This is a genomic window from Streptomyces sp. NPDC050439 (assembly GCF_040655335.1).
GTDB lineage: Bacteria > Actinomycetota > Actinomycetes > Streptomycetales > Streptomycetaceae > Streptomyces.
Map to the genome: position 1 here is coordinate 35,103 of NZ_JBFAJT010000010.1, position 24,299 is coordinate 59,401.

Annotated in this window: 23 protein-coding genes and 2 pseudogenes; 12 read left to right on the forward strand and 13 right to left on the reverse strand. The window is 69.4% G+C overall.

Annotated elements, in window-relative coordinates:
- Nucleotides 1–954: 954 nt before the first annotated feature.
- Nucleotides 955–1,266 (reverse strand): putative quinol monooxygenase, encoded by a 312-nt coding sequence (locus tag AB0I66_RS34730; protein ID WP_363212006.1) that lies wholly within the window; start codon nt 1,264–1,266, stop codon nt 955–957.
- Between the two features lie 359 nt (nt 1,267–1,625).
- Between AB0I66_RS34730 and AB0I66_RS34735 the strand changes: the two genes are divergently transcribed.
- Together AB0I66_RS34735 and AB0I66_RS34740 are read left to right on the forward strand one after the other, a co-directional pair.
- Complete coding sequence (locus AB0I66_RS34735) at nt 1,626–1,817, forward strand: DUF4236 domain-containing protein (RefSeq protein ID WP_160502320.1); 192 nt, start codon at nt 1,626–1,628, stop codon at nt 1,815–1,817.
- A 75-nt stretch (nt 1,818–1,892) separates the two neighbouring features.
- Complete coding sequence (locus AB0I66_RS34740) at nt 1,893–2,507, forward strand: hypothetical protein (protein ID WP_363212361.1); 615 nt, start codon at nt 1,893–1,895, stop codon at nt 2,505–2,507.
- Between the two features lie 77 nt (nt 2,508–2,584).
- Here AB0I66_RS34740 and AB0I66_RS34745 read toward each other — a convergent pair whose 3' ends face one another.
- From AB0I66_RS34745 to AB0I66_RS34770, 6 genes are all read right to left on the reverse strand, one after another.
- A complete protein-coding gene (locus AB0I66_RS34745) occupies nt 2,585–3,541 on the reverse strand; it encodes an acyl-ACP desaturase (RefSeq protein WP_363212007.1) in 957 nt (318 codons plus the stop codon).
- Between the two features lie 35 nt (nt 3,542–3,576).
- Complete coding sequence (locus AB0I66_RS34750; protein ID WP_363212008.1) at nt 3,577–4,689, reverse strand: type III polyketide synthase; 1,113 nt, start codon at nt 4,687–4,689, stop codon at nt 3,577–3,579.
- A gap of 377 nt (nt 4,690–5,066) precedes the next feature.
- The gene (locus AB0I66_RS34755; protein WP_363212009.1) at nt 5,067–6,302 is read right to left on the reverse strand and encodes a beta-ketoacyl-[acyl-carrier-protein] synthase family protein; all 1,236 of its coding nucleotides are present in this window, start codon (nt 6,300–6,302) and stop codon (nt 5,067–5,069) included.
- Nucleotides 6,292–6,561: an acyl carrier protein gene (locus AB0I66_RS34760; RefSeq protein WP_363212010.1), complete on the reverse strand. Its 270-nt coding sequence runs from the start codon at nt 6,559–6,561 to the stop codon at nt 6,292–6,294. Before AB0I66_RS34760 ends, AB0I66_RS34755 begins: the two co-directional genes overlap by 11 nt.
- Before the next feature lie 449 nt (nt 6,562–7,010).
- Nucleotides 7,011–9,308: an ABC transporter permease gene (locus tag AB0I66_RS34765; RefSeq protein WP_363212362.1), complete on the reverse strand. Its 2,298-nt coding sequence runs from the start codon at nt 9,306–9,308 to the stop codon at nt 7,011–7,013.
- Between the two features lie 68 nt (nt 9,309–9,376).
- Complete coding sequence (locus AB0I66_RS34770) at nt 9,377–10,090, reverse strand: ABC transporter ATP-binding protein (protein WP_363212011.1); 714 nt, start codon at nt 10,088–10,090, stop codon at nt 9,377–9,379.
- A gap of 235 nt (nt 10,091–10,325) precedes the next feature.
- Here AB0I66_RS34770 and AB0I66_RS34775 point away from each other — a divergent pair, with 235 nt between their 5' ends.
- Nucleotides 10,326–11,669 carry a histidine kinase gene (locus tag AB0I66_RS34775; RefSeq protein ID WP_363212012.1) on the forward strand — a complete coding sequence of 448 codons (1,344 nt, stop codon included), beginning with the start codon at nt 10,326–10,328 and terminating at the stop codon, nt 11,667–11,669.
- Nucleotides 11,666–12,409, forward strand: a complete 744-nt coding sequence (locus AB0I66_RS34780; protein ID WP_363212013.1) for a response regulator transcription factor — start codon at nt 11,666–11,668, stop codon at nt 12,407–12,409. The genes AB0I66_RS34775 and AB0I66_RS34780 overlap by 4 nt, the downstream gene beginning before the upstream one ends.
- Before the next feature lie 557 nt (nt 12,410–12,966).
- On the opposite strand, the gene AB0I66_RS34785 is transcribed toward AB0I66_RS34780, so the two are convergent.
- Complete coding sequence (locus AB0I66_RS34785; protein ID WP_363212363.1) at nt 12,967–13,440, reverse strand: hypothetical protein; 474 nt, start codon at nt 13,438–13,440, stop codon at nt 12,967–12,969.
- A 496-nt stretch (nt 13,441–13,936) separates the two neighbouring features.
- Nucleotides 13,937–15,412 (reverse strand): FAD-dependent oxidoreductase, encoded by a 1,476-nt coding sequence (locus AB0I66_RS34790; protein ID WP_363212014.1) that lies wholly within the window; start codon nt 15,410–15,412, stop codon nt 13,937–13,939.
- Nucleotides 15,413–15,979: 567 nt separating this feature from the next.
- Between AB0I66_RS34790 and AB0I66_RS34795 the strand changes: the two genes are divergently transcribed.
- Both AB0I66_RS34795 and AB0I66_RS34800 read left to right on the forward strand, forming a co-directional pair.
- Nucleotides 15,980–16,489, forward strand: a complete 510-nt coding sequence (locus tag AB0I66_RS34795) for a DUF664 domain-containing protein (RefSeq protein ID WP_363212015.1) — start codon at nt 15,980–15,982, stop codon at nt 16,487–16,489.
- A 21-nt stretch (nt 16,490–16,510) separates the two neighbouring features.
- On the forward strand, nt 16,511–16,822 hold the full coding sequence (locus AB0I66_RS34800; protein WP_363212016.1) for a hypothetical protein: 312 nt from the start codon (nt 16,511–16,513) through the stop codon (nt 16,820–16,822).
- A 107-nt stretch (nt 16,823–16,929) separates the two neighbouring features.
- On the opposite strand, the gene AB0I66_RS34805 is transcribed toward AB0I66_RS34800, so the two are convergent.
- The gene (locus AB0I66_RS34805; RefSeq protein WP_363212017.1) at nt 16,930–17,550 is read right to left on the reverse strand and encodes a hypothetical protein; all 621 of its coding nucleotides are present in this window, start codon (nt 17,548–17,550) and stop codon (nt 16,930–16,932) included.
- Between the two features lie 409 nt (nt 17,551–17,959).
- On the opposite strand from AB0I66_RS34805, the gene AB0I66_RS34810 reads away from it, so the two are divergent.
- Both AB0I66_RS34810 and AB0I66_RS34815 read left to right on the forward strand, forming a co-directional pair.
- Complete coding sequence (locus AB0I66_RS34810; protein WP_363212018.1) at nt 17,960–18,319, forward strand: hypothetical protein; 360 nt, start codon at nt 17,960–17,962, stop codon at nt 18,317–18,319.
- A gap of 286 nt (nt 18,320–18,605) precedes the next feature.
- Complete coding sequence (locus AB0I66_RS34815) at nt 18,606–19,037, forward strand: VOC family protein (protein ID WP_363212019.1); 432 nt, start codon at nt 18,606–18,608, stop codon at nt 19,035–19,037.
- Nucleotides 19,038–19,106: 69 nt separating this feature from the next.
- Here the strand turns inward: AB0I66_RS34815 and AB0I66_RS34820 are convergent.
- The 3 genes and pseudogenes from AB0I66_RS34820 to AB0I66_RS34830 form a co-directional block, all read right to left on the reverse strand.
- Nucleotides 19,107–19,592: pseudogene (locus tag AB0I66_RS34820) on the reverse strand (transposase family protein); the annotation flags it as partial.
- Between the two features lie 44 nt (nt 19,593–19,636).
- Nucleotides 19,637–19,696 (reverse strand): annotated as a pseudogene (locus AB0I66_RS34825) (MerR family transcriptional regulator); the annotation flags it as partial.
- A 75-nt stretch (nt 19,697–19,771) separates the two neighbouring features.
- Nucleotides 19,772–20,383, reverse strand: a complete 612-nt coding sequence (locus AB0I66_RS34830) for a TetR/AcrR family transcriptional regulator (RefSeq protein WP_363212021.1) — start codon at nt 20,381–20,383, stop codon at nt 19,772–19,774.
- Nucleotides 20,384–20,444: 61 nt separating this feature from the next.
- Here AB0I66_RS34830 and AB0I66_RS34835 point away from each other — a divergent pair, with 61 nt between their 5' ends.
- From AB0I66_RS34835 to AB0I66_RS34850, 4 genes are all read left to right on the forward strand, one after another.
- Entirely contained in the window at nt 20,445–21,806 is a 1,362-nt protein-coding gene (locus AB0I66_RS34835) for a flavin monoamine oxidase family protein (protein WP_363212022.1), read from the forward strand.
- Nucleotides 21,807–21,830: 24 nt separating this feature from the next.
- A complete protein-coding gene (locus tag AB0I66_RS34840; RefSeq protein ID WP_363212023.1) occupies nt 21,831–22,160 on the forward strand; it encodes a hypothetical protein in 330 nt (109 codons plus the stop codon).
- A gap of 379 nt (nt 22,161–22,539) precedes the next feature.
- Complete coding sequence (locus AB0I66_RS34845) at nt 22,540–22,953, forward strand: hypothetical protein (protein WP_363212024.1); 414 nt, start codon at nt 22,540–22,542, stop codon at nt 22,951–22,953.
- Between the two features lie 418 nt (nt 22,954–23,371).
- On the forward strand, nt 23,372–24,280 hold the full coding sequence (locus AB0I66_RS34850) for a helix-turn-helix domain-containing protein (RefSeq protein ID WP_363212025.1): 909 nt from the start codon (nt 23,372–23,374) through the stop codon (nt 24,278–24,280).
- Nucleotides 24,281–24,299 lie beyond the last annotated feature (19 nt).

Below are 24,299 nucleotides of genomic sequence, written 5' to 3' on the forward strand. Positions count from 1 at the left end.
GTCAAGCGCGGGTGAGGTCGGCGTCTGCCTGTTTCGCACGGCTCAGCAGCACCTTCGGCCTTCGCCAGGCCGGCCTGCAACCGGGCTCTTCCACGCGCCGTCCCTCGGCCCGGGCCTTGGCCCACAGCTCTTCACAGTCCAGCGAAGGAGACTGAGGGCCAAGGCTGCGGTGCGCTCTCCCCTGTCCCTTCAGGACGGGCTGGCACGGGCAGGCCTTCAGAGCCGGGCGTTCGCGCCGGCCTCCTTCGCGCGGCGCTCAGGCGCCGGTGATGTGCACCCGCGCCCAGCAACCCGCACCCGATACGTGACTCAAACACAACCGCGCCGCCCATGCGGCCATCCAAGTTCGCATGGTCCGCCGTCGGCGGCCGCCACCAGCAGCAAGGAGCCGACATTGGAATCCACGCCGCCCCAGCAACACGCGCAGGACCTTGGCACCATGGTCGGTCTGTTCTGGATTCAGTCCACAGAGACCTACCTGGGTATGTCCCCCGTCCCGCCGGCACCTGGCGTACTTCTCACCTCCGCAGGACCGCAGGTCCTCGGACCCGGTCCGCTGCAATGGTCCTGGACCGAGGTCACGGATCTACGCGTGAGTGAGGCGCCGGTGCGTTCAACTGCCGTGCGGTGGGCGGCCCGTGTCGCGAGTGTTGCCGCTGCGGCCCTGAACGCGTGGATTCCCGCCAGCCCGGCCGCGCCCTCGCGGCGCCGAGAGGCTCTCCTTCACAGTTGGCTACGAGATGAATGAGCAACCTGCCCCGCCGTCATTGTTTGCCGGGCCGTGGACGTCTTGAGCTCTCCTCACCGTTCACGTGATGCGGCGTGGTGGTGCGGGTCCTGGGCCTGGATGCGCGCGGGTAGGGCGCGCCGTACGGGCGGCGGGCCCCAAGCGTGGGGGCTGTGCGGCTAGGGGGCGCCTGGCGGCCTGCGCTGCGATGATCGCTGCCCGAGTTTTCAGGTGTGCAGGCCGGTTCCTCCGGCGGGGTGGAGGTCGATCCGCTCGGGTGGTCCTGCCAGCAGTGGCAGGGCTTGCCCGATGAGTTCCTTGGCTCCGGGCGCGGACAGTGAGGCCGTGTGGTCGGCCGCGCTGGCCCAAATTTCGGTGACCCACACGATGTCGTCCTCGCGGGGGGTGGTGTTGACGATGTACAGCTCGCACCCGGGGACATCCTGGGTGCGTTCTGCGGCCTGCAGGAGGATTTTGACCAGGGCATCGCGCCGTCCTGGCTGCGTGCGGAACTTCACGTAGTGGCCGATCTTGTTCATGTGCGCCTCCCGTCGTGCTGCGTCTTCGGGTTCCGGGGCGATCCTCGCACAGGTGCGGAAGTGCGGGGTGGGCTGGATTCGGCTGCCCGTTTGGTGATGCTCACCTGCGGTGTGGGATGAACTGGCCGTCAACTTGCCCGTTCTTGCTGCGGGTTGGTGAGCGTCGGCCGCGGGATGAAGGGGCGGTTCATAGCGTCGCTGCTCAAGAAGGAGCTGGCCGGGGAGGAGGCCCGGCTGTCGCGGTGGGCCGTAGCGGGCCGCGAGTTGATCGATCATCTGCTCTGCACGAAGCCGTGCCTCGCGAGTCGGGTCGAAATCGGCCTGCGCGGGTACCCGGTGACGGACATAAGGAGGACTCCATGCCACTCACGTTCCGCAAGAGCTTCAGGATACTTCCCGGGGTACGGCTGAACATCAACAAGCGCTCGTGGTCCCTCACCACAGGCGGCCGGCACGGCCCCCGCCGCACGCACAGCAGCACCGGCCGGCGCACCACGTCGATGGACCTGCCGGGCCCGTTCGGCTGGCGCCGCACAACGAAGCGCCGATAGAAAAGCAGCAGGAAGCGCGCGTGCCATCACCCACGCCTTGGCGGTAGTCCATATGGATTCCCGGGGGTGAGTGTCATGATCGGGTCTGTGGAGCGTTACACGGCTGATCAAAACCAGGTCCTCACCTTCGAAGAGCACGTGCGGGCGCATCCGGCGATGTATTTCCGGGTCGGCAGGGACAGCCCTGAGCTTCCGACGGAGGTTCTTCAGCAGGTGATCTGGGATGCGCTGCACCACCGCGACGGCACGCATGGCCAGATCAGCGTGGAGATCGGATCGGACCTGAGCTTCACCGTGGAGGATGATCAGCACCGTATCGCTGACGAGCACGGTAGGCCCGTTCCTGGATTCCTCGACTCCCCTATTGACAAGGAGAGATGGGTGCCAGCGGCCGCAGCGGCCCTCAGCGTTCGTACGGTTGTCGAGGTGCGGCTCGACGGGCGGGGCTATCGCCAGGAACTGACTGGGACGGCAGCGATCGGCACCTGGGAGGAGTTCGCCACCTCTCAGCCATGCGGGACACGGACCACGTTTCACCTGGACCCGTCGTACTGCGGTCGCGATGGGGCCATCGCCTGGGCATTGCTCCCAGAAGAACTGCACGGTCAGGAGTGCGATGCGCGTCCCTCACCGGTGACCTTCCCGATTCGTGATCAGCGCGCAGGGGGCGAGGCCCCAGCCAGCGAGTAGGACTCCTTCGGGGATCGTTGCCCCGCCCAGGGGCATGTGCGATCGGCCTTCTTCCTCCCGGACGGCGGAGTCTCGTCCTATGCGGTGGCGAGTCGGTTGAGGCGTTCGGCCAGGGCGCGGTATCTGCCGGCGCGGTGCGCAGCTTCCTCCATGTGGGCGGCGATTTCTTCCTGGGCGTGCTGTCCGGCCGGTGTGACGCCGGTGGTGTCCAGGGCGCCGAGCATGCGGAGGAAGGGGACGGCGATGTCTTTGTAGTAGATCTCCGGCGAGAGGATGCCCGACCGGGCCATGGAGCTGATCAACTGGCCGAAGCCGGGGGCGGCGTGGCCGGGGGGACGGAAGGTCTTGAGGACTGTGGCCACGGCCTGCAGCGTCCGGTCGGGGTGCATTTTCATGCACGCCTGGAGAATGGTCCGGTAGAAGAGCATGTGCCGGTTCTCGTCGTGGGCGATGCGCTGCAGCAGTGCCTCGCAGGCCGGTTCGTCGCACAGTCGGCGGATTCCCTGGTAGCTGACGCGGGTGCCGAGTTCCTGGAGGGTGACGTAGACCAGGGAGGCGATGAGGTCGCCGCGGTAGTCGATCTCGTAGCCGTGCTGCACATGCGCGGCCCGGGCGTCTTCCATGAGCACCGGATCGGCGCTGCGGGTGACCACCAGGTAGTCGCGGATGGCGGTGCCGTGCCTGGCCTCCTCCAGGGTCCAGCGGTTGACCCAGGTGCCCCAGGGGCCGTCGAGCGACAGCATTTCCCCGATCACCCGGTGGTAGCTGGGCAGGTTTTCTTCGGCGAGCAGGCTGTAGAGGAGCCCGTCTCGGGCGGCCGCGTTCAGTTTCTGCTGGGAGGGGTCCCATGGCTTGCCTTCGAGGAGGCCGTCGTAGTCACGGCCCTTGCTCCAGGGGATGTACTGGTGCGGGTACCAGTCGACGGTGGTGTGGAAGTGCGTGTTGAGGGCGTCGGTGACCACCGGTTCGAGGTCGATGAGAATGCGTACGTCTGCGGGGATGGCGGGCACGGTCCGTGGCATCTTTCTTGTCATGTGAGCGGTGGGTATCGGTGGCCGCGGGCGGCCTTCTACCAGCGCAAGAGGACCAACTCAATGGCGAAGCCTGGTCCCATCGCGGCGACCAGGCCGGGGGCGTGCGCGGGGGGTGGTGTTTGCATGGCCGCGTGCAGGATGTCCAGTACGGAGACGGAGGAGAGGTTGCCTCGCTCGGCCACGGAGCGCCGGGTGAGTTCTAGGGCGTCGGGCTGCAGGTTCAGGGTCTGCTCGACGGCGGTGAAGACCTTCGGTCCGCCGCCGTGGATGATCCAGCTCGCGATCTGGTGCGGCGTCAGCGCGTGCCTCGCGAGGAGGGGCTTCAGGGCCGTGGGCAAATGCTTGGCCGTGAGCGTCGGGATCTCGGGCGACAGCAGGATCCGGAAGCCGTGGGAGCCGATCTCCCAGCCAAGTACGTCCTCGGTGCCGGGGACCAGCAGGCTCTGGGTGTCCACCAGTTGCGGCCCGGCAAAGTCGGCGTCCCGGTGGGCTCCGACGGTGACGACGGCGGCCGCACCGTCCCCGAAGAGGCTGCCGGCGACGATGTTCGCCACAGAGCCATCAGTGACCTGATGTGCCAGGGTGCACAGTTCCACGGCGAGCAGGACGGCCACGTGGTCGGGGTGGGCCAAGAGGTAGTCGTGGAGCCGGGCCAGGCCTGCGGCGCCGCCGGCGCAGCCGTTGCCGAACAGTGGGATACGTTTGACGTCCGGACGCAGCCCCACCCGGTGGGCGAGGCGAGCCTCCAGTGACGGCACGGCCAAACCGGTGACGGTGGTACTGATCACCGCGTCGACCTCCTGCGGCTGGATGCCTGCGGTGCGCAGCGCGCCGATCAGCGCCCGTTCTCCCAGGTCCATGGCGGTATCGAGCCAGATACGGTTCTGCTCGGTGAAGTCCTCTCGGCGGGCGAGATCGATGAGCTTGTCCAACGGCAGGGACAGCGAGCGGGTCTCCACACCCGAACTGGCCTTGATCTTGCGGAGTACCAGGGCGCCCGTCTCTGACTCGAGCAGCGTCGTGCGGGCCAGGGCAGCCAGCATCTCTTCCTGCCGGTATCGGTAGGGCGGGAAGGCCATTTGGATCGCGGCCACCCGTGGTGCGCCGGCCGCCGGCTGCCGGATACGGTCGTGTGTCGCCTCTCGCATCAACGTCAACTTTCGCCTTCTTTCACGGATGCACGGATGTGTTGCGGGGGCCTGATACGGGCCTGAGCCCACCAGTTGGACGGACCGAGTACCGCCATGACAGCGGGCACCAGAACTCCGGGCACCAGGATGGCGTCCACGAGCGCGCCGAGCCGGATGGCGATGCCGGTGGGCTTGAGCATTGACGTCCCGCTGCCCGGCCAGCGTCTTCATCACCGCCGCCCTACCGCCTGCGAGGCGGGTCTGGCGAGCAGATCGGGCGAGGGCACACCCAGCCCGTCTGCCTGCCTGCCCTCTGGCGCGGGATGCCTCGCCGTCGGTCGCCACCGCGCCGCCCGTGCTCAGCGCCGCGAGTGCAAAGTGGGCGCTGGTCTTCATTAGGAAGCCGTGAACAGCAAGACGGCGTTCTGTCCGCCGAAGCCGAAGGAACAGCTGATCCCCGCCCCGGCGCCCGCCTCGCCGCGCGTGGGGCGAGGACGCCCGGCAACAATGTCCAGCTTGCAATCCCCGTCCTGGCCCTCGAAGTTCGCCACCGGCGGGATGGCCGCATGGCGCAGCGCGAGAATCGTGTAGGCCGCCTGGATCGCCCCAGCCGCCCCCAAGGCGTGCCCGACCACGCCCTTGGAAGCAGTGACCGGCGGCCCAGCCTCACCAAAGACGCCAACCAGCGCGCGTGCCTCGGCCGCGTCATTGAGCGGGGTGGAAGTGCCGTGCGCGTTGACGTGGCTCACGTCCCCGATCCCGCATCCGGCGTCGGCCAGAGCGGTGCGGATGGCACGGACCGCGCCCTCGCCCTGCGGGTGCGGAGCCAGGGGATGGTACGCATCAGCGCCGGCACCGTAACCCCGCAGCAGCGCCAGGATGGGAGCCTGACGGGCCCGAGCCGCGCTGGCGCGTTCCATGACGAGGATGGCGGCGCCCTCACCCAGGACGAATCCGTCACGTTGCGCGTCGAAGGGCCGGCTGGCCAAGGCCGGTTCCGCCGCACGCCGCGACAGCGCCCGCATCCGCGTGAAGCACGTGGCCGTCATGCGCGAGCGGGCCGACTCGCTGCCGCCCGCCAACACGATGTCGCAGGTACCGGACCGCAGCAGGTCCCGGGCCACGCCGATCGCGGTGGCCCCCGACGCGCAGGCGCTGGCGGTGGTGAAGTTGGGGCCACGCACCCCCAGGTCGAGGGCGACCTCCCCCGCGGCCATGCTCGGCACGCTGCGCGGCAGCGCCAGCGGCGAGACCCGCTCCGGCCGCCCGGCGCCCAGATGACCGAACTCGGTGACATAGGTGCTCAGACTGTTGGATCCCACGCCCAACACGACCCCGACTCGCTCCGCCTCCCAGGCCCCCCGATCGAGGCCCGCGTCCACAACGGCCCGCCGGGCGGCGACGAGGGCGAACTGGATGAAGGGGTCTTGGCGCCGCGCCAACACCCGGCCGACTTCCCTCTCGGCATCAAAGCCACGCACCCGGCAGGAGAAGTCGACGGGCAGTTGGGCCAGGCCCGGATCCGTCGTGGCCAGTGAGCGTCCCCGGCACAGGGCCGCCCAATTCTCCTCCACCGTATGCCCGGCCGGCGTCACCAAACCCAGGCCGGTGACCGCGACCTCAGCGTGCATGCGCAAACGCCTTGGCCGCCTCGCCCAGCGTCGAAGACGGGCGCAGGTCCAGGGAGTTCTCCGGCAGAACGATCCGGTATTCCTCCTCTGCCGCGACCACCAACTCCATCAGCGACAGCGAATCGAGGTTCAGACTCTCGAACGTCGTTGCGCCGGTGAGCTCACTAGCATCCGCCTTCACGTCAAGGTGGCCGGTCAGCAGGGCCACCAATTCCTTGGGAAGGGCCGACTGCGCCGCATCTTCTGCCGCCTGCGTCATGCTCGGGTTTCCTCTTTCCTCGCTGCGGGAGGCCCGGTGGCGCTGCCCGCGTTCATCCGTTCCTCAAGACCAAGCACGCGACAAGCCTGCATCTCCAACCCCTGCCCGAGCCGGCCATACCGGTTGCGCCTGACTGCCGTGCCAGCCCGGACCTCGGCATCACGCCACCGGCACACAACAGCGGCCCTACCTCGCACTGGCGACGGCATCGAGGCCGAAGACGTCGACCGCCTCGACCTCAGCCGTCTGCACCCGCACCTCTCTTGGCTGTTGCCTGCGCGCTGCCGTGTGAACGGTGACGAGGGCTACAGGCAACGACGTGTCACCCGTTAGAAGCCGCCTGCAACCATCGGCGACAACGCAGGCACCAGTCACGCGTCAACACCAGGCCGTACCGGCCGCGGGTGAGCGGCGCGCCCCCATCACTTCGATGGGGGCGTCCCCTGTGCTTATTCGGTACGAAGTGCAGTCGCGGTCCGGGTTCGAGCTGCCCAGCCCGCCGGCAGCAGGGCGCCCAGCGCGGCGATGAGCAGGCCGCCCAGGCCCAACAGGAGGAGTTCGGGCGCGTGGTAGACGGCGAGTACCCCGTCCGGGAAGCGCAGTCCGGCGCTGTCGCCCATGGCCGGGATCACCCAGGAGTGCACGGCCACACCCAGCGGCACGCCGATCGCACCGCCGAACAGGCCGGTCACCACGACCGAGGTGAGGACCATGGCGATGGTCTGCCGCGGGGTCATCCCCAAGGCCTTGTGGATGCCGATCTCACGGGTGCGTTCACGGGTGTCGAGGACCACGCCGTTGAGCACGCCGAGCGCGGCGACCGCCACGAGCAGGAGGGTGAGAAGCGCGGAAAGGGCGTTGAGAGTGACCACCATCTCGCTCTCGCCGTCGGTCCCTCCGGCCTCAGCTGCCAGGCCGAGCGGCCGCAGGTCGGTGTTCAGGGAGGCCAGGTAACTCCCCATGTCTGTACCGGATTTCACCGCGATGTGGTGCGCAGCAGGCGCCAAGCCGGGCTCCGCCTTCTTCAGCGTCGCGGTATCGGTGAAGACCTGCATGCCGTCGTGGCGGGGGTCGAGGACTTCGCCGACGATCCGCAGCCGGGCAGGGCCCGTGCGCCCGATGACGGTGATCTCGTCGCCGATGTGCTTGCCGGTCGCGGCCAGCAAGGGGGTGGGTACGACGGCCTCACCCGGCCCGTCGAGCCAGTGCCCATCGACCATCGCGTAGCCGCCCCAGGAGGCGTCGTCGGTGAACGCGGTGACGGTGACCGAACCGGAGAGCCCGGAGACCGACGCCCAGGTGGTCGCCGTGCCGTAGGAGGCGCGGGTGTCCGGCTGTTTGTTGATCGCGGCGAGCGCGGTGGAGGTGTCGACGGTGGGCTTTGATGCGCTCGGCGGCCCGTTGAAGCGCGGGCCGGGGGCCGCAACGGTGACGTCGGCGCCGGCGTGGCTGCGGGCGGCCATCACCTCGCCGAGGGAGGAACCGAGCCCCACCGTGAACGTCACCGCGGCGGCGCCGAACACGATCGCCGTACCCATCGCAAGAGCGCGCGCCGGCCGGGCGAAGGGTCTGACCAGGCCGAGCGCCACCGGCCGCGGCAGCGGAAGCCGCCCGGCCAGGCGCGCCGCGAGGCGGCCACGGCCGGCACGCGGAGTGCGGCCCACCGTGAGCGCGTCGACGGTGCGGAGCCGGCCCGCCCGCAAGGCGGCGGCCCATGCGGTGGCCGCCACGAGGCCGAGCACACCGCCGATCACGGACGCGTCCACCCAGGGCTCGACGCCCAACCCCACGGCGCCGTACGCCTCTTCGGCTTCGGCCAGGATCGGCACGGCCAACAGATGACCGACCACGACACCGAGTACGGTGCCGACGCTCGCGGGGAGCAGGGCCTGGCCGATGTAGGCGCGTACGACTTGTCCCGGTGTGAACCCGACGGCCTTGAGAATGCCGATCCGGCGCGTTCCGGCGCCCACCGCGGCGGCGACCACATTGCCGACGACGAGTACCGACATGACCAGGCCGAGCACACCGAAAGCAATCAGGAAGGGGACGTACAGCGCGGTGTCCCGCTCGGCGGTCTTCTTGACCGTGAGCCATGATTGCGAGCCCAGCACCGCTCCCTGCGTGAGTCCGGCGGTCACCGCCTTGCGTCCCGAAGCGACCTGCGCGGCTGTCTCGGCGGAGCTGAAGCGGTACAGCATCTGCCGGCTTGTGCTCCCGCCGGAACCGGTCAGTTCGGCGATCTGGTCGGGGGCCACCCAGGCTTCGGCAGTACCGGTGGCCGAGCGGGCGATGCCCACGACCGTGAGGTCCGGTGCACCCGGCAGATCGGGGAAGGTGACCTTGCGACCGATCAGCGGGGGGTTCCCTGTTCTTGAAGGCAGCACGATCTCACCGGACTTGGTGGCCCAGCGCCCGTCGGTCAGAGCGAGCTCGTCGACCGCCCCGCCCGGTTCGGCGCGGCCGACGATGGTCATCGGTGGTTCGGGCAGGTCCTTTTCGATGCGCGGGGTGAGCGTCACCGTCGGGAAGGGCCCGGCGGCCGACTCGACTCCGTCGGCGCGTGCGGTGGCCCGCAGCTTTGCGTCGCTGCTGGCGACCGCGTCGTACTGCACGCCCAGGTGCGCTCCCCTCTGACGCGCGAAGGTGGCGTCGAACGGCCCGCTGGAGGCCACGAGCAGCGACCCGGCGAGGACGGACGCGGCCACGGCCATCATGGCGGCCAGCGCGATCACCACGGTCTGCACCCGCCGGCGGCCGACCCCGGCCCGGACCACCCGGCTCAGTGCTCCCGCCCTGCTGCGTGAGATACCGGTCAACGGGCCGTCTCCATCGGTGCGGTGGCGGTGTCCGCATTGATGCGGCCGTCGACGAGCTGAACCGTTCGCGTAGTGCAGGACCTCGCCAGGGCCAGATCGTGCGTCACCAGGACCACGGTCTGCCCGTCGGCGTGCAGGTCACGCAGCAGGCGGCTGACATCCTCGCCGGACGCGGAGTCCAGCGCGCCGGTCGGCTCGTCGGCAAGGAGCACCGGCGGACGGTTCATCAAAGCCCTGACCACCGCGACCCGCTGCCGTTCGCCGCCGGAGAGCCGGCCCGGATAGGCGCGGGCGTGCCGGACGACACCAAGGTTCTCCATGAGCTCGGTCGCCCGCCGCCGCGCCTCGCCACGCGCCATGCCGGCCAGCTGCGCGGGCAGCACGACGTTGTCGGCGACGGTCAGGTCGTCGAGGAGGTTGAAGAACTGGAACACCATGCCGATCTTGGCGCGCCGGTAGCGGGCCGCCGCGGCCTCACCCAGCGCATCGACGCGTACGCCGTCCACCGTGACGCTGCCCTGGTCGGGCCGGTCGAGCCCCGCGATCAAGTTGAGCAGCGTGGACTTGCCGCTGCCCGAAGGTCCCAGGATGGCGACCGCCTCACCGGCCGACACGCTCAGGGAAACGTCCCGCAGCGCTGGAGCCCCGTCGCCCGGACCGTCGTATCTGCGGCTCACCTTCCGCAACTCGATCACCGGCGTGCTTGCCATGAGGTCTCCTCGTCTCGCTACGTCGCGCCCGGCTGGGCATGGTCGACGCTAGGAGCGGCTGGCCCGGCAGCGCGTCGGCAAGCGGTGCCATTTCCCCTCCGGCGCACGGACGATGGCGGCCGCGGGTCCTGCCTGGGGAGGGCCGCGGTCCTCCCTGAGAAGTAGTCGTGCGGTGTACTCGGGCTGATCACCCAGGAGGATGTGACGACGTGCGGCCCTCGGCGACAATGGCTCGGTGAACAGAGCCTCGGTGACGGCCCGCCTGCGGAAAGGGACGGAGCTGCTGCTGCGCCGGACCGGCCCACGGCCCGCCCTCTCCCGCCGCAGTCAAGTCTTCGACCTGCTGCTCGCCGTGATCGTCGGCGCCGATGTGCTGTATTGGGCCGTGGAAAACGGGGCAGATCGCGTCCATGACTCCGCCAGAGGCGTCGTCCCCTTCGGCCGGCTCTCCGAAACCGGCAGCCTGATCGCCGCGGTGGGGCTGGCCGTCCTCGCCTACGCGCCGCTGGTGCTGCGCCGCACCCGTCCCCTCGCGGTCCTGTGGATCGTGACCTTCGCAGCCGCGCTGGCGCCGGCCGAAGCACAGCGCCTGACGTTCTACGCCGTTGCCATCGCCGCCTACAGTGCCGCCGTCTACAGCCCGTATCGCATCGCCACTCTCTCCTGCCTTCCGGTGACCGTGCTCACCATCGGCACCGACGACCACACCCAAGTGATGGGGCAGTTGAGCGGTCCGCCCATCGTTCCCACCCAGTACGTGCCGCTGCTCATCCTGATCCCGCTCGTCTTCGCCGCGAACGGCCTGCGCACCTGGAAGCTTCGAACCGCCGAGACACAGGACCGGATGGCCGCACTCGAACGTGAGCAGGCCGAGGAATTGCGGCGAGCGGCCGAACAGGAGCGGGCCCGCATCGCCCGCGAGCTGCACGACGTCGTCACCCATAACGTCAGCATGATGACGATCCAGGCGGGCGCAGCCCGCAAGGTCATGGACATCGCCCCCGAACAGGCCCGCGAGGCACTGCTGTCCGTGGAGGCCGCGGGCCGTGCGGCCATGACGGAGCTGCGGCACACCATGGGCCTGCTCACCATGAACGCCGCAGACGATCCCGGGGCCCACCTCGCCCCGCAACCGGACCTCGCACAGCTCGAGTCCCTGATCGCCCGCATGAGCCAAACCGGCGTCCCCGTCACCCTCAGCACGACCGGCACCCGACGCGACATACCGCCGGGAGTCGGTCTTGCCGCGTACCGAGTCGTCCAGGAAGCCCTGACGAACACGGTCAAGCACGCGACCGGCGCCCGCGCCGAGGTGACCGTCGCCTACGACGAGGACTCTCTCCGCCTGGAGGTCACCGACACCGGTGGCAGCCCCTCGACCGCCGTGGCCACCGGCAACGGCCGCGGCCTGATCGGCCTGCGCGAACGCGTGGCGCTCTACGGGGGGACCCTGCAGACAGGCCGGCGTCTGACAGGCGGCTACCGGGTCAAGGCCACCATCCCCTTGCCGCCCTCGCCCGTCCGGCCCGCACCCCTCCCCCACCCCTTGGTGTCCTCCGACTCCCTGGAGACAGCGTGACTGCCCCCTTGCGTGTCGTGGTCGCCGACGACCAGGCGCTCGTCCGGACCGGCTTCCGCATGATCCTGATGGCCGACGGCATCGACGTGGTCGCCGAGGCCGCCGACGGCGAGCAGGCTCTCGAAGCCGTCCGCCGCACCCGCCCCGACGTCGTCCTGATGGACATCCGCATGCCGCAGCTCGACGGCCTCGAGGCCACCCGGCGCATCCTCACCGGTACGCCCGATGACCCCCGCGTCATCATGCTGACCACGTTCGACCTAGACGACCTCGTGTACGACGCCCTTTCCGCCGGAGCCAGTGGCTTCCTGCTCAAGGACGTCACCCCCGAACACCTGGTCTCCGCCGTCCGTATGGTCCGCACCGGTGACGCTCTGCTCGCCCCCGCCATCACCCGGCGTCTGGTCGAACGCTACGCGCGCGCCACGCCGGCACCGGACGCCGCGGACAAGGAATCCCAGCAGCGTGCGCATCGGGACCTGGCCGCCCTGACGCCCCGCGAACTCGAGGTCCTGCGTCTGCTGGCCCAGGGCCTGAGCAACGCCGAACTCGCCGGGCGACTCCACCTCTCCGAGACCACGGTCAAAACCCACGTCGGCCGCATCCTGGCCAAACTCGGCCTCCGCGACCGCGTGCAGGCCGTGGTCACCGCGTACGAGACCGGGCTGGTCAGCCCGCACGCGCACCCGGACCCACCGACCTCCACGCCAGGCGCGGCCGGGCGGGAGCTCTGGCGCTGACCGTCCCAGGGTCTCGCGCCCGAGTCCTGAGGCAGCTCCTCTTCACGACTGCCGGCACGCGCTTGGATAGATTCCCGGATGGCAGACATCACCCGCGCCTGCGGACCGTGCTCGGTGGGGGTGCGTTCGAAGAACATCAGAAAGGCCCCGGCGATCTCGCGGGCGCGGGCGTGTGGTTGCGGCAGGCTGATGGCCGCGCGCACGGTGCTTTCCCCCTCGACCTGTCTCTGCTCCCACCATCCCGGAAGGATCGGACCCGGCCGCTCGTCTCTACCCCTCGAGACATCGCAACCTGCTGGAGGGTTGCGGCGGCCGCCAGGTGACGCATCAACGAGACGGCTGCAGGGGCCGCGTGAACTACCGTGTGATGACGCGTCCTGGTACGGCCCCCGGTCCGGGGCCATCGGACCGCGGGCGCAGTGACAGCGTGCCCCCGCGTGCAGCGGCCGGCGCCACGGTTACTCATCGCCCCCGCCCTACTCACCGAAGCCGAATGACGCGCCGCGGAGCTTCCCGGATCGCACCGAGGGCCCCAAGCCGGCCGCCCAGGCGTGTTGTCAGGGAAGGTCGTAGGTGATCACGGCGCGGGCCGGGACACGGAAGGCGCCGGGGACGGTGTCAGAGACTTCGACCATGACGTTGACGCTCGGACCCTCACCGGTGCGATGGTAGATCCGTACCGGACCGCGCAGGGAGGACCCGCAAAGCCCCTTGGGAAGCCCGACCTCATCCTCGGCGACCCCCTTGGTGCCGTACCGCTCGTCGGACGGGGACGCATCCGGCGGGAGCAGTCCCGCGCGGTGGAGATATTCCGGAATCAGGCTGCTCACGAAAGTGACCTCAGCAATGCCGCCCTGGGTGAAGTACTGCACGTCTGAGGCGCCCTCGGGGATCGGCGCACCGCCGGCCACGATCACGCCGGGCAACTGCACCTGGCTGCCCTCGCACGCCCTGGCGTCGCCGAACGGGTGGGACACGTCATCCCGCAGGAACCAGACAACACCACCGGCCACCACCGCCAGGGCCAACACCCCAGCCGCCAGGCACGACAGCGGCCTGCGCTGCCGGCCCACCCCGCCGGCTGACGCATGTCCCTCGCCCGCCGACAACGGCTCCCCCGTCGACCCCTCGCCGGCCCCCTCTGCGGGTGTGGCCGCCGCCGAATCGGCCCCTCGGAATTCCCTCATCAACGCCCCCTCGTGCAGCCCCACATACGAGCAGGCGCAGCATACGCCGCTGGTCAACGCAGCCGCGCGGCAGAGGCAGGCGTGGGGCCCGATGCCCCGGCTCCCGGCCCAACCGTCCGGTTCGACGGCCGACCCGCGCCCCGGGTACCGGGACACGGGCCGCTTTCACAGAATCGAGGAGCAGACCCGCTTTCGACACGTCACCGGCACCTGACCACCCCGCACCAACCGCCAATCCCGGTACGAGCGCGCGCACTTGACATACCGGCCGTCATCGCCACGACTGAAAGTCGCCATACACGACCTCGCCCGGTGCCCGCGATACACGTCGTGACTTCTGTCAGCCCCTTGCGCGCTCACGGCGGACAAGGTGGGAGGAGGCCAGTTCGGCAAGGGCCGGGCCGGTGCTCTCGTAGGCGAGGGGCGCGAGATCGGGGGGCGGAATGTAGCCGTCGGGCATGCCGGCGTAAGCGCGGTCCAGCAAACCGGCATAGCCGTCGGCCAGCGATCGGGGCCAGGCGCCGGTCAGCGGGGGCCGCATGCGCGCCTCGGCGGCCAGAGCCGCGTGATGCGCGGCGGCTTCGGCAGCGGCCTCTTTCGCGGTGAGGTCGGCGATCAGCTCCCGGCATGGTGCGAACTCGGCCAGCGGGCCCGGCAACGGGCCGGGCGTGCCGGCCGGGGCGAGGAGTGCGGCGGCGAGGGCCTCAGCGATCAGAGGAGATGCGTGCAGACCGTCGCGATGGGTGCCCGAGGCCACCCACAGGCCCTCGCGCGGCGTGGAGCCGATGACGGGATGGCCATCCAGCGCAAGAGGCCGGTTCCCGTGATGGGTATGGGTGACGCCGGCGGCCGCCAGGCGGTGGTCGAGTTGACTGAGTGCGGCGTCCAACAGGAAGCGCAGGGCCCCGGCGGTGGGCGCGCAGGCGGGCGTGAGGCAGGGGTGGGCGCTGGCGCCCAGGTAGAGGCCTCCATCGGCCTGGGGGACGGCGTGCAAACCGCACGCGTAGGCGCGATTGGGTGTGCGAATCACCGCGGGCAGTGCTTGTGGGCCCGTCACGCTCAGCGCGGTGCCGGCCGCGGCCAGGACCGGGACCACAGGCAGTTCCGGGTCGAGGGCTTCGAGGATCGGTGTGGTCCAGGCGCCCGCCGTCACCACCGCGCGCGGCGCGGTGTACGCGCCCGCGGGAGTGTCCAGGAGGTAGCCCCCTCGCCGAGCTGCGGTGAGGGGGCCGGCCGGTACCCGGGTGATGTGTGGCTGAGCAGCCAGGGCAGCGTCCAGGGTGGCCAGCCATGCCCGGGCATCGAGAGAACGCTCCTCGGGCAGATACCAGGCGCGCAGGGCCCGGTCGTTGTCCAGCGGCCGGTAGCCCGGGATATCCGCTGGGGCAGTGTCCTGGCAGGCCAGACCGTACTCCTTGGCGGTTCGGGCGACCGCGGCGAACGAGGCGTCATCCAGAGCGGAGGAGACCGCGTTCAAGATCATGAAGGTGCCCGTGCCGTAACCATCGTGCTGCGCGGCGGAGGGCACGCAGGCGCGGATTCTCTCCCGCCAGGACGGCCACCGCCCGGCCGCCTCGATCGCAAGTTCCGTACGCAACCGACCATGCCGGGTCCGCGCCCCGAGATCGGTGACCTCCCCCAGCGCGCTGAGCATGGCCCCCGCCGCACCCGACGCCGACGCCGACGGCATCACACCGCCCATGTCGCCGGCCAGCACCACCCGGACCGACGGCTCCGCTGCCGCGAGCGCGAACGCCAGCGAACGGCCCACCACGCCCGCCCCCACCACCAACACGTCCACTTGCTGTGCAGCCACACCCAAGCCTCTCGCCACGCAGCCGCCCGGCCCTCTGCCAACCAGCCATCCTCGGACGCCAAGATCAGACCACTGCAGACCAGGTTCCGCCAGACACCGCGCCGCCTCCAGCCACCCCAGAGCACCAGGGACATCACCCGGCTTGCAAAAGGTATGGGTCTGGTCCGAACACAGGGTCAGTCCCCCGCAATCACACCAGCCGAAGAGGCTTCCATGAGGGCACAGGTCTTCCACCGGCTGATCCGGAAGACGTTGGGCCCAGTGGTGGTCGGTGCTGATGCGGCAGATGTACGTGGCGACGTACCGGACGTTGGTGGTTCAGACGTGAGCGTCGCCGCCGGTGCCGAAGGTCGCCAGGGCGTCGCCCTGGGAGAGAACCGGATGGTCTCGCCGTATAAATCGTCAGCAGACGCGCGCCCTGCCCCATCAGCGCCGTACGGATTCCGACCGGCAACCGCGGGGCCATCTCCCCGTGACCGCCGGGCCGCCGGCAGTCCCCGCCGTAAACGACAGGCCGTCGTCACCCTGCTTCCGGCGCAACCCCGCCGGCGCGGTGACAATGGAGGAATGAACACTGCAGAGCTTCTGGCGGACGCGTTCGATCGTATTCGGGAGGAAGTGCATGCTGCTGCCGAGGGCCTCTCGCCCGAGGAACTCGCATTCCGTCCCGACGACCAGGCCAATTCGATCGCCTGGCTGGTGTGGCACCTCACCCGCGTCCAGGACAACCATGTCGCCGATGCGGCCGGCCTGGATCAGGTGTGGATCGCCGAGGGCTGGTACGAACGGTTCCAACTACCCTTCGGCAAGGAGGAGACGGGCTACGGGCACACGGCCGAGCAGGTTGCCTCCCTCGCCGGCGTCTCGCTCGACCGGTTGCGCGGTTACCACGACGCGGTCCACCAGCAGACGCTCACCTTCGTGCGCGCGCTCGACAACGCGGCCCTCGACCGCGTCGTCGACAAGCAGTGGACTCCGCATGTGACCCTCGGCACCCGGCTGATCAGCGTCATCGGAGACGATCTGCAGCACGCGGGCCAAGCGGCATACGTGCGGGGGCTGTTGCATCGACGTTGACACTGGGGCGTCCCGGCCGTCATGTCCGACACGCGTGCGGAACCGCACCCGGGCATCGCGCAGGTCTACGTCCCAACTCCCGGCCCGCGCTACGCACGGCACCGGCGGCTGCCCTACCGCAGCATTTCCAGCGGCCGGGTGGACATCGCCTCCCAGAGCCTCGCGATCGCCCGGCGGGCCCACGCCGCGCCGATCCTGCCGACCAGCCACTACTGCGCAGGCTCCGTCGTTCTGGCAACGCTGCACCGGCCCCGGCAGCTCGACCGCGTTGACACCGTACGGATCAGCGTCGTACTGAATGACCTGGACCTCGGAGGGCCCCTGACCAGGTAGCGACTGTGTGCTGCCGGCAGCCGGAAACCACGAGCAGTTCGTGCATGCGGAGCAAGACGCCGGGAACGCTCGTCCCCGCCAACCCAGCCCGCCCCCCGGTGCTCAGGTCACCGCCAGGCAGGCGGGATGGCGCCGAACTGCTCGAGTGCGTCCCAGTTCTTCGGGCAGGCCGCGAGGTCGTACCACGGGGCTCCGAGGCCGACCCAGTAACCTCGGCGGGTACGGATGGCCCGCATCGTCTCCCCATTTCCGGGGCGCCCCAGGTCGTCGATGCCGGACTTGCTGCCGCAGGACGGGCAGCGCGTTTCGGTGGGCACGCCGTCGCGCCAGAACGAGGGCCCGGCCAGACCGCAGATCCGGCACACGGTCTCGATGCCCGGGGATGAAGACGCGGCCCGTTCAAAGACGCGCTGCGCCCGGTCGCCCGAGGGCGGTGGCGGTGGCGGTGGCGGGGTGCGCCAGGGTGCGGGGATGTTCATCACCTGCTGCAGCACGTCCCAGTCCCGCGGCTTGCTGCGCGGGCACCACCACTGGGCGCCGTGACCGACCCACCATCCCCGGAAGTCGTGCAGGCCGCGAACACCGTCCCACGAGCCGAGCTCCGCACCCATGTCGCCGATCCCGGACTCGCTGCCGCAGCAGTCACAGATGGCGGAGGTCGGCCAGCCGTTCTCCCAGAAAGTGTCGGCGTCCCACCCGCACATGCGGCAGAAGTCTTCGGAATCCACCGGCGGAGGCGACGTCGTCTCATGGTCCGGCATCTTCAGCGCCACCACTCAGGGATGTTCGGTGTCTGTCGCATGAAGTCCCAGTCCATTGAACGGCGGTGGGGCTCTGCCCAGGGGCCCCCGCCCGGCCCAGCACCCGCGAAGTTCATGGACCTGGGTGAGGTGGCGTCACCGATGCCGGATTCGTTATAGCAGCAGCCCCAGATGACGTACAGGCCAGCGCGGGAAGTTTCGTCGACGGTCCGCTCGGGGGCCGCGAGTGGGCGACGGTGCTGGACACCCCGAAAATCCACTGCGTCCGGCCGCGGCATATCGTCTGCCCAACTACGAACAGTGGAGAACAATGCACCAGCGCGCGGCCATCCCAGCTCTCCTCTGCCTCGGCGCGGCCCTCCTGAGCGGGTGCTCCATGGAACCGGAAGCCCAGAACGTCAGCCGCTCCGATCTTGTGGGTCGGTGGCACGCCAGCAAGCCATGCGATTCCTCTCTCTCACTCAAGGAGGACGGTGCGGCGCAGTGGAAGCGGTGGGTGACGGGCTTCAATGCCAGGGATAGCCGCATTACCAGCAGACAGAGCGGCAAGGGGACCTGGACGCTGGAGACCTACGAGCGCAAGCAGGTTTTTGAACTGAAGAGAGGCGACACTCTCGAACCGTTGACGATGCTGCGCGATGACGAGGAACTGATCCTCCTTCAAACGCCGGGAGAAGACCCGGACAACAGCATCGGATGCCGTCTCAAGTTGGTCGACGACCCCAAGCCCAACTGACCCGTACCCGCACTGCTGCGCTCTTGGCGGTACGACTCCCTGGCCCCCGGTGCCACGCGTGATCCACAGCTGCCGGCGGGTGACGTGGGAGGCCCGCGCGAGCGTCATGCCGGCCGCGGCGAGGTGCCTGCCCGCCGATGCAGCGGTGCGACCCGGGGCCCCGGGCGACGTGGTCGCGCTCTACCGCGAACGCTGGGAGATCGAGCTTGCCTTCGACGGGATCAAAAACCGCCAGTGTGGATCCACCGTCCAGGGAGATGAGCGGGGCCCCTGTTATCGTGCGCCGATGTCAACGATCAAGCAGTTCCAAGTGACATTCGACTGCGCGCAACCTGCGCGCCTCGCCGCCTTCTGGTGCGAGGTTCTGGGGTATGTCGTACCGACGGTCCCGGAGGGCTTTGTCACGTGGGAGGAGTACCACCACTCGCTGCCGCATGATGACGAGATCTATTTCGCGTGTACTGATCCCTCGGGTGTGGCCCCGCGCCTGCTCTTCCAGCGAGTTCCCGAAGGCAAGGTCGTCAAGAACCGGGTGCATCTCTGTGTGCGGGCCGGTGCCGGGCTCGTGGGTGAGGAGCGCCTGGCCACACTCGAGGCCGAATGCGCACGGCTGATGGCGCTCGGCGCGAAGCACGTGCTGACGCAGCGCGCCGATGGCGTCAACGAGTCGTGCATCACGATGCAGGACATCGAGGGCAACGAGTTCTGCCTCGACTGATTCCTCCCCCACCCTGCGAGGTGGGGAGCCGTCTCCCGGGGACCCCTCAGGTCCCGCATGCGGCGGGAGTCATCCCGCGAGGGCGAGGTTGTGTAGGCGGGCAACGCCGTGCATCGCGTGGCGCACGCCGTCGCCTCTCAGGCGGCAGTCGCGTCGTTACGGTTGCCGGGCAGGGGCCGACCGACCACCACAACCAGACGGGTGTCGGCGTCGATGACCACCTGGTGGTTCGTCGAGTAGCGATAGTTCTTCGACTGCTCGGCGACCTGGTGGTCGCGGGTGGGTACCAGTGTCCCGTCCACGATCAGCACCGCGTCCTCGGCAACTCGCCCACGCGGGGTAAACGCGAGCCTGGGGCCGAGATGGCCGATGACGCGATCGGCGGTGGACTTCGACACTCCGAAGAGCGGCGCGAGTTGACGCAGAGTCAAGTTGATGTGCCAGTACGTGGCCACCCGTAGCACCCGGTCCTCCAGGGAGAGTTTCCACGGCCGGCCACGGCCCGGCGAGTTGCCGCCCTCGCCGCGCAACTGCCTCATCAACGTGCCGACGCGGTAGCCGCTGGGGAGCCGGTCCGGGTGGAGCAGGCCCTGTTCCTCGTAATAGCGCAGCAGCCGTTCGCTGACACCGATTCGCCGGACGATCTCTCCGACGCGCATGTGACCTGCACCTCACCGCGTTGACTCTCACATTGATGTGAGTGCGAACGCCGGCGGGGAGTGCCGGGGCCGGGATCATCGGGCCGACGACGAGCCGCTGTCGGTCACCACCCCGCCGACGAGATCGCGGACGAGAGCGGCCGCCTCAGCACGGGCCCGCTCCGGCTCGTCGGACTCCATGATCGTGACGGACAGCTCGGTGAGCGCACCGTAAAAGGCTCGGGCGACCAGGTTGGCCGGGTGGGGTCGCAACCGCCCCGCGTCCAGGGCGGTGTCCACGATGTCGCGGACCAGGCCGCCGAGATGGAGCTGGTCCAGTTCGCGCCACCGCTGCCACCCCAGGGCGATCGGCCCCTGCTGGATCACGATGTGCCGGTAGGCACCTCCGGCGCAGACGTCGAGGAACGCATCGACCGCCCGGTAGGCGCGCTCGAGCGGATCGGACACGGGGGCGATCGCCGCCCGGATGTGCTCGCCGGCCTGGTGTTCCAACTCCTCGAAGACAGCCTCGAAGAGCCCGGGCTTGCCCTGGAAGTGGTGATACAGCGCACCCCGCGTCAGCCCGGCGGCACGCACCAACTCCTCCGCGGAGACGCTCGCGTAGTCCCGCTCGGTGAAGAGCCGCAATCCCGTGTCGAGCAGGGTGCGGCGCGTGTTCTCCGCGTACTTCTCGCGCAGTGTTTCCATACGCCATGGATACCAAATACATTCTGTATGCCAGATTCGCTCTGTATGAACGGTGGCCGTGATGGAGAAGTCAGCGGATGTCGTGATCGTCGGAGCCGGGGTAGCGGGGCTGGTGGCCGCCCGTGACCTCGTACGGGACGGAGTGGACGTCCAGGTCCTGGAGGCACGCGACCGCGTCGGCGGACGGCTCCTCAACGGCGAGTTGCCCGGTGGCGCCCCCATCGAGTTGGGCGGGCAATGGGTCACCCCGACCCAGCACCGCGCCATGGAGTTGATCACGGAACTGGGCCTGCGGACCTACCCGACGTACTGCGAGGGCGAGCACATCGCCGAGCTCCACGCCACGCGCCGCTACACCGGGAGGATCCCCAAACTCAACTCGTTGATCCTCGCCGACATCGGGCAGACTCAGTACCGGCTGGATCGGATCGCGCGCCAGGTCGCCGCGACCGACCCCTGGCTGGCGCCCCGGGCCGAAGAGCTGGACCGTCAGACCTTCGACACCTGGCTGCGCAGGGCCGCGCGCACACCAAGCGGCCGCCACTTCTTCCGCCTGATCACCCAAGCGGTCTTCGCCGCCGAACCCCAGGACATGTCCGCACTTTGGGCCGCCTTCTACGTCGGCGCCGCCGGCGGCCTCGACCAACTGATCAATGTCGTCGGCGGAGCCCAACAGGACCGCGTCATCGGCGGGACGCAGCGCATCGCACTCGAACTGGCCAAGCAGCTCGGCGACCGCATCCTCCTCCAAGCGCCCGTCACCGACATCGACTGGCAGCCGGCTGCGTCCTCCGGCGTCCGCGTCACCACGCGCAGCGGCCTGACCGTCCGCGCCCAACGGGCCGTGGTCGCGGTGCCGCCGCCGCTCGCCGCCCGCATCCGCTTCACCCCATGCCTTCCCGGTGACCGTGACCAACTCGTCCAGCGGATGCCGATGGGCCGGGTCATCAAGGTCAACCTCGCCTACGACGAGCCGTTCTGGCGCCACGCGGGCCTCAGCGGCCAGGTGAGCAGCATCCACCGCCCCTTGAGCATCGTCTTCGACAACACCCCTCACGACGGCTCGTGCGGCGTGCTCGTCGGCTTCCTCGAAGGCCGGCACGCCGACGCGGGCTCACGCATGAGCCCCGACGCGCGCCGCGCCCAGGTCATCGACGACCTCGTCGGCTACTTCGGCCCCCAGGCCCGCGACCCCATCGCCTACATCGAACGCGACTGGGCGGAGGAGGAGTACAGCCGCGGCTGCTACGGAGCCTTCACCCCGCCCGGCACCCTCACCCGTTTCGGACCGGCGCTGCGCCGCCAGGTCGGCCCCCTGCACTGGGCCGGTACGGAAACCGCCACCCGCTGGGCGGGCTACATCGACGGAGCCGCCGAATCCGGCCACCGCGTCGCCGACGAGATCCGCCGCAAACTGCCCTGACCCCGACGTGAGCGAGACCCCAACATGAACACCACCCCCCCACTGCCCCAGGCGCCGCCCCTGACCTCAAAGCCCTCATCGTCCTACTGGTCACCCGCTGACACGCCCGCCGCCGCCCTGCTGAACGCCGCTGCCCAGGCAGGGCTCACCGTGACGTCGAAGACCGCAGGTCCCTCCCGCATCGGCAATCTGCTCGCCGGGGAAGGCATTTCGGCCACCGCCGGCTTCGGCGTGCCCTACACGGGGCTGCGCGGCATCGGCGAGCGCGCCCACCTCGCCGAACTGCCCACGGTGCACGCCGTCTACCAGCGGGCTGTAGTCGGCCTCCTGGAAAGCGGGGCGAGGCGCGCGTGAAGGGGCCTGGGGCCAGGCGGGCGACGGGGCAAAGCATCGCCCTGAACGCGGCCATCGTGACACCGGGCGGGGACCTCGTTCCGCCTGCTCTCGCCTCTCGTCTCCACATATCGCACAGCCTCACCCTCAGCACGAGGGTGGTGCCCGCCGTGGCGTGGGCGCGTGGAAGTCGCCGGGCGCGCTGCCCAGTCGCTGATCTGCGGCGCCGGGTGGCCGGTGTACAGGGGGGGGACGGCGCGGGAGATCCGTTCCTGTCGTTCGGGTCGGGCTCTGCCTCATATGATCAGCATCCCGGCGCCGTGGCGATGTGCCCGTGCCGGAAGAGCGGTGCCGGAGGGGAAAAGACATGCGTAAGACGGTCGTTGGAGTCGCTGTGACCATGGCGGCTGCGCTGCTGGCAGGGTGCGGCGGCGGGGGCGACGACGCGAAGGCCGATGCCGGCAGCTCGACGAAACCGACGAAGGACCCCGCGAAGACAGCGAGCAAGTGGGGCAAGCCGAAGACGTACGAAGTGACCGTCGCGGTCGAAGGCGAGGGCAAGCCCCTCATCACCTACGTGACCGACACCCTGCACTCCCAGCAGGCCACGCTCCCCTGGAAGAAGACCACCGATGTGACGCTTGAAGGCGCGTTCCTCAAATCGGGCATCAACCTGTCCGTGGGGGCCCAAGCCGTCATGACCCCCAAGGGGTCATTCGACTTCCCGCCCTGCAGCATCAAGGTCGACGGGAAAACCGTCGCCACGTACGCAGGAGGCGGATCCTCCAAGGGCTGCAAATACCACCTGAAGTAGCAGCAAGAATGCATGAGGCCCCGGCGAGATCCGTCCCGCCGGGGCCTCATGCCGTCGGAACCTACGTCGGGCCCATGTTGCGTACCACCCGCTTTCTCCGCCGGAATCATTTGAGCCATCTGCGGGACCGTCCATAAGCATCCGCACATACCCCGGGATTCGCAGCGCATCGGCTTCGGCCTTGGCATCGGGGTGGAGGCTGCTCCTGCCTGCCGTCCCAAGGGAAGGGGCAGACGAGACCTCGGCGTACCAGGAGCTCCACCGGCGATGGGCGTGGGCTGCGGCAACGTGCGCGACGACGATGTCAAGGTGTCGGACTGCGTGGCCTTTCGGGTGTTATGTGCGGCGGAGCCAGAGACGGAATCAAGGGCTGACGGCATCCGCAACCTGCGCCCTACCGTACGTACGGAGGTGCGCTGTGCGCTGCTTTGTGGATGCGAACAATGGTTGGGAGATGGTGTGGCAACGCCCCGCCAAACAATTACGTCCCGGGGTGATGCAGTACCGGGGGTACAAATTGTCGTTGCGAGAGCCGCGCAGACGTCTGGAGGTACCCGACGGGGTCGTGACGCTGGTGTTGGGATTTGGCAACCGGCTGCGCATCACGGAGATCACCGAGACCAACAGGCCAGACGGCCCTGCGGCGCGGAAACCGATCGTCGAACACCGAACCCATCTGCTGTCCGCGCTACGCAGCGGCGCCACGCTCGGCGAGCACAGCGGTGATCTGTACGGGGTGGAGGTGACGGTTGCCCCCTGGGCGGCGTTCACGCTCTTCGCAACAGCCATGCACGAATGGGCAGAACGCATCGTTGATCCGACCGACCTGCTCGGGCGCAGGGTCAACGATCTCAGCGAGGTTCTGGCGTGCCTGCCCGGCTGGGAGGAACGGTTCCAGCTGCTGGACACAGTGCTGGGCCAGTGGTGGCAGGAGGGCCCCGCCTGTTCACCGCGCGTGGTGTGGGCGTGGAACGAGTTGCGTCGCAGCGCGGGGGCCGTTCCGATCGGCCTCCTCGCGCAGCGGACCGGCTGGGGATGGCGACAGTTTGACGACCACTTCCAACGCCAGATCGGTCTTCCGCCCAAGACGGCCGCCCGGATCATGCGGCTGCACCGGGCGCTGCGCCTGCTCCTCGGGGGTACCACGGGGGCGCAGGTCGCATCCGCCTGCGGCTTCTCCGATCAGGCACACATGAGTCGCGAAGTACGCAGGATGACCGGCTTTCCGCCGTCCCGGCTGCTCCCCGCACGCCTGCCTGCGCCGGCCGACCCGCTCTTCCAGGACCGTGTGCACGGACGGTCGACCAGCTTCGGCTGGCCGACATGACGGTGCGGCCGACCACCAA

What these genes read in the sequence shown, in the direction of transcription:
- AB0I66_RS34745 (WP_363212007.1), bottom strand. Translation starts at nt 3,541, where the DNA reads ATGACAAGAAAGATGCCACGGACCGTGCCCGCCATCCCCGCAGACGTA.
- AB0I66_RS34760 (WP_363212010.1), bottom strand. Translation starts at nt 6,561, where the DNA reads ATGACGCAGGCGGCAGAAGATGCGGCGCAGTCGGCCCTTCCCAAGGAA.
- AB0I66_RS34770 (WP_363212011.1), bottom strand. Translation starts at nt 10,090, where the DNA reads ATGGCAAGCACGCCGGTGATCGAGTTGCGGAAGGTGAGCCGCAGATAC.
- AB0I66_RS34815 (WP_363212019.1), top strand. Translation starts at nt 18,606, where the DNA reads ATGTCAACGATCAAGCAGTTCCAAGTGACATTCGACTGCGCGCAACCT.
- AB0I66_RS34830 (WP_363212021.1), bottom strand. Translation starts at nt 20,383, where the DNA reads ATGGAAACACTGCGCGAGAAGTACGCGGAGAACACGCGCCGCACCCTG.
- AB0I66_RS34755 (WP_363212009.1), bottom strand. Translation starts at nt 6,302, where the DNA reads ATGCACGCTGAGGTCGCGGTCACCGGCCTGGGTTTGGTGACGCCGGCC.
- AB0I66_RS34845 (WP_363212024.1), top strand. Translation starts at nt 22,540, where the DNA reads ATGGCGGCTGCGCTGCTGGCAGGGTGCGGCGGCGGGGGCGACGACGCG.
- AB0I66_RS34735 (WP_160502320.1), top strand. Translation starts at nt 1,626, where the DNA reads ATGCCACTCACGTTCCGCAAGAGCTTCAGGATACTTCCCGGGGTACGG.
- AB0I66_RS34730 (WP_363212006.1), bottom strand. Translation starts at nt 1,266, where the DNA reads ATGAACAAGATCGGCCACTACGTGAAGTTCCGCACGCAGCCAGGACGG.
- AB0I66_RS34840 (WP_363212023.1), top strand. Translation starts at nt 21,831, where the DNA reads ATGAACACCACCCCCCCACTGCCCCAGGCGCCGCCCCTGACCTCAAAG.
- AB0I66_RS34740 (WP_363212361.1), top strand. Translation starts at nt 1,893, where the DNA reads ATGATCGGGTCTGTGGAGCGTTACACGGCTGATCAAAACCAGGTCCTC.
- AB0I66_RS34810 (WP_363212018.1), top strand. Translation starts at nt 17,960, where the DNA reads ATGGAACCGGAAGCCCAGAACGTCAGCCGCTCCGATCTTGTGGGTCGG.
- AB0I66_RS34750 (WP_363212008.1), bottom strand. Translation starts at nt 4,689, where the DNA reads ATGCGAGAGGCGACACACGACCGTATCCGGCAGCCGGCGGCCGGCGCA.
- AB0I66_RS34835 (WP_363212022.1), top strand. Translation starts at nt 20,445, where the DNA reads ATGGAGAAGTCAGCGGATGTCGTGATCGTCGGAGCCGGGGTAGCGGGG.
- AB0I66_RS34800 (WP_363212016.1), top strand. Translation starts at nt 16,511, where the DNA reads ATGTCCGACACGCGTGCGGAACCGCACCCGGGCATCGCGCAGGTCTAC.
- AB0I66_RS34795 (WP_363212015.1), top strand. Translation starts at nt 15,980, where the DNA reads ATGAACACTGCAGAGCTTCTGGCGGACGCGTTCGATCGTATTCGGGAG.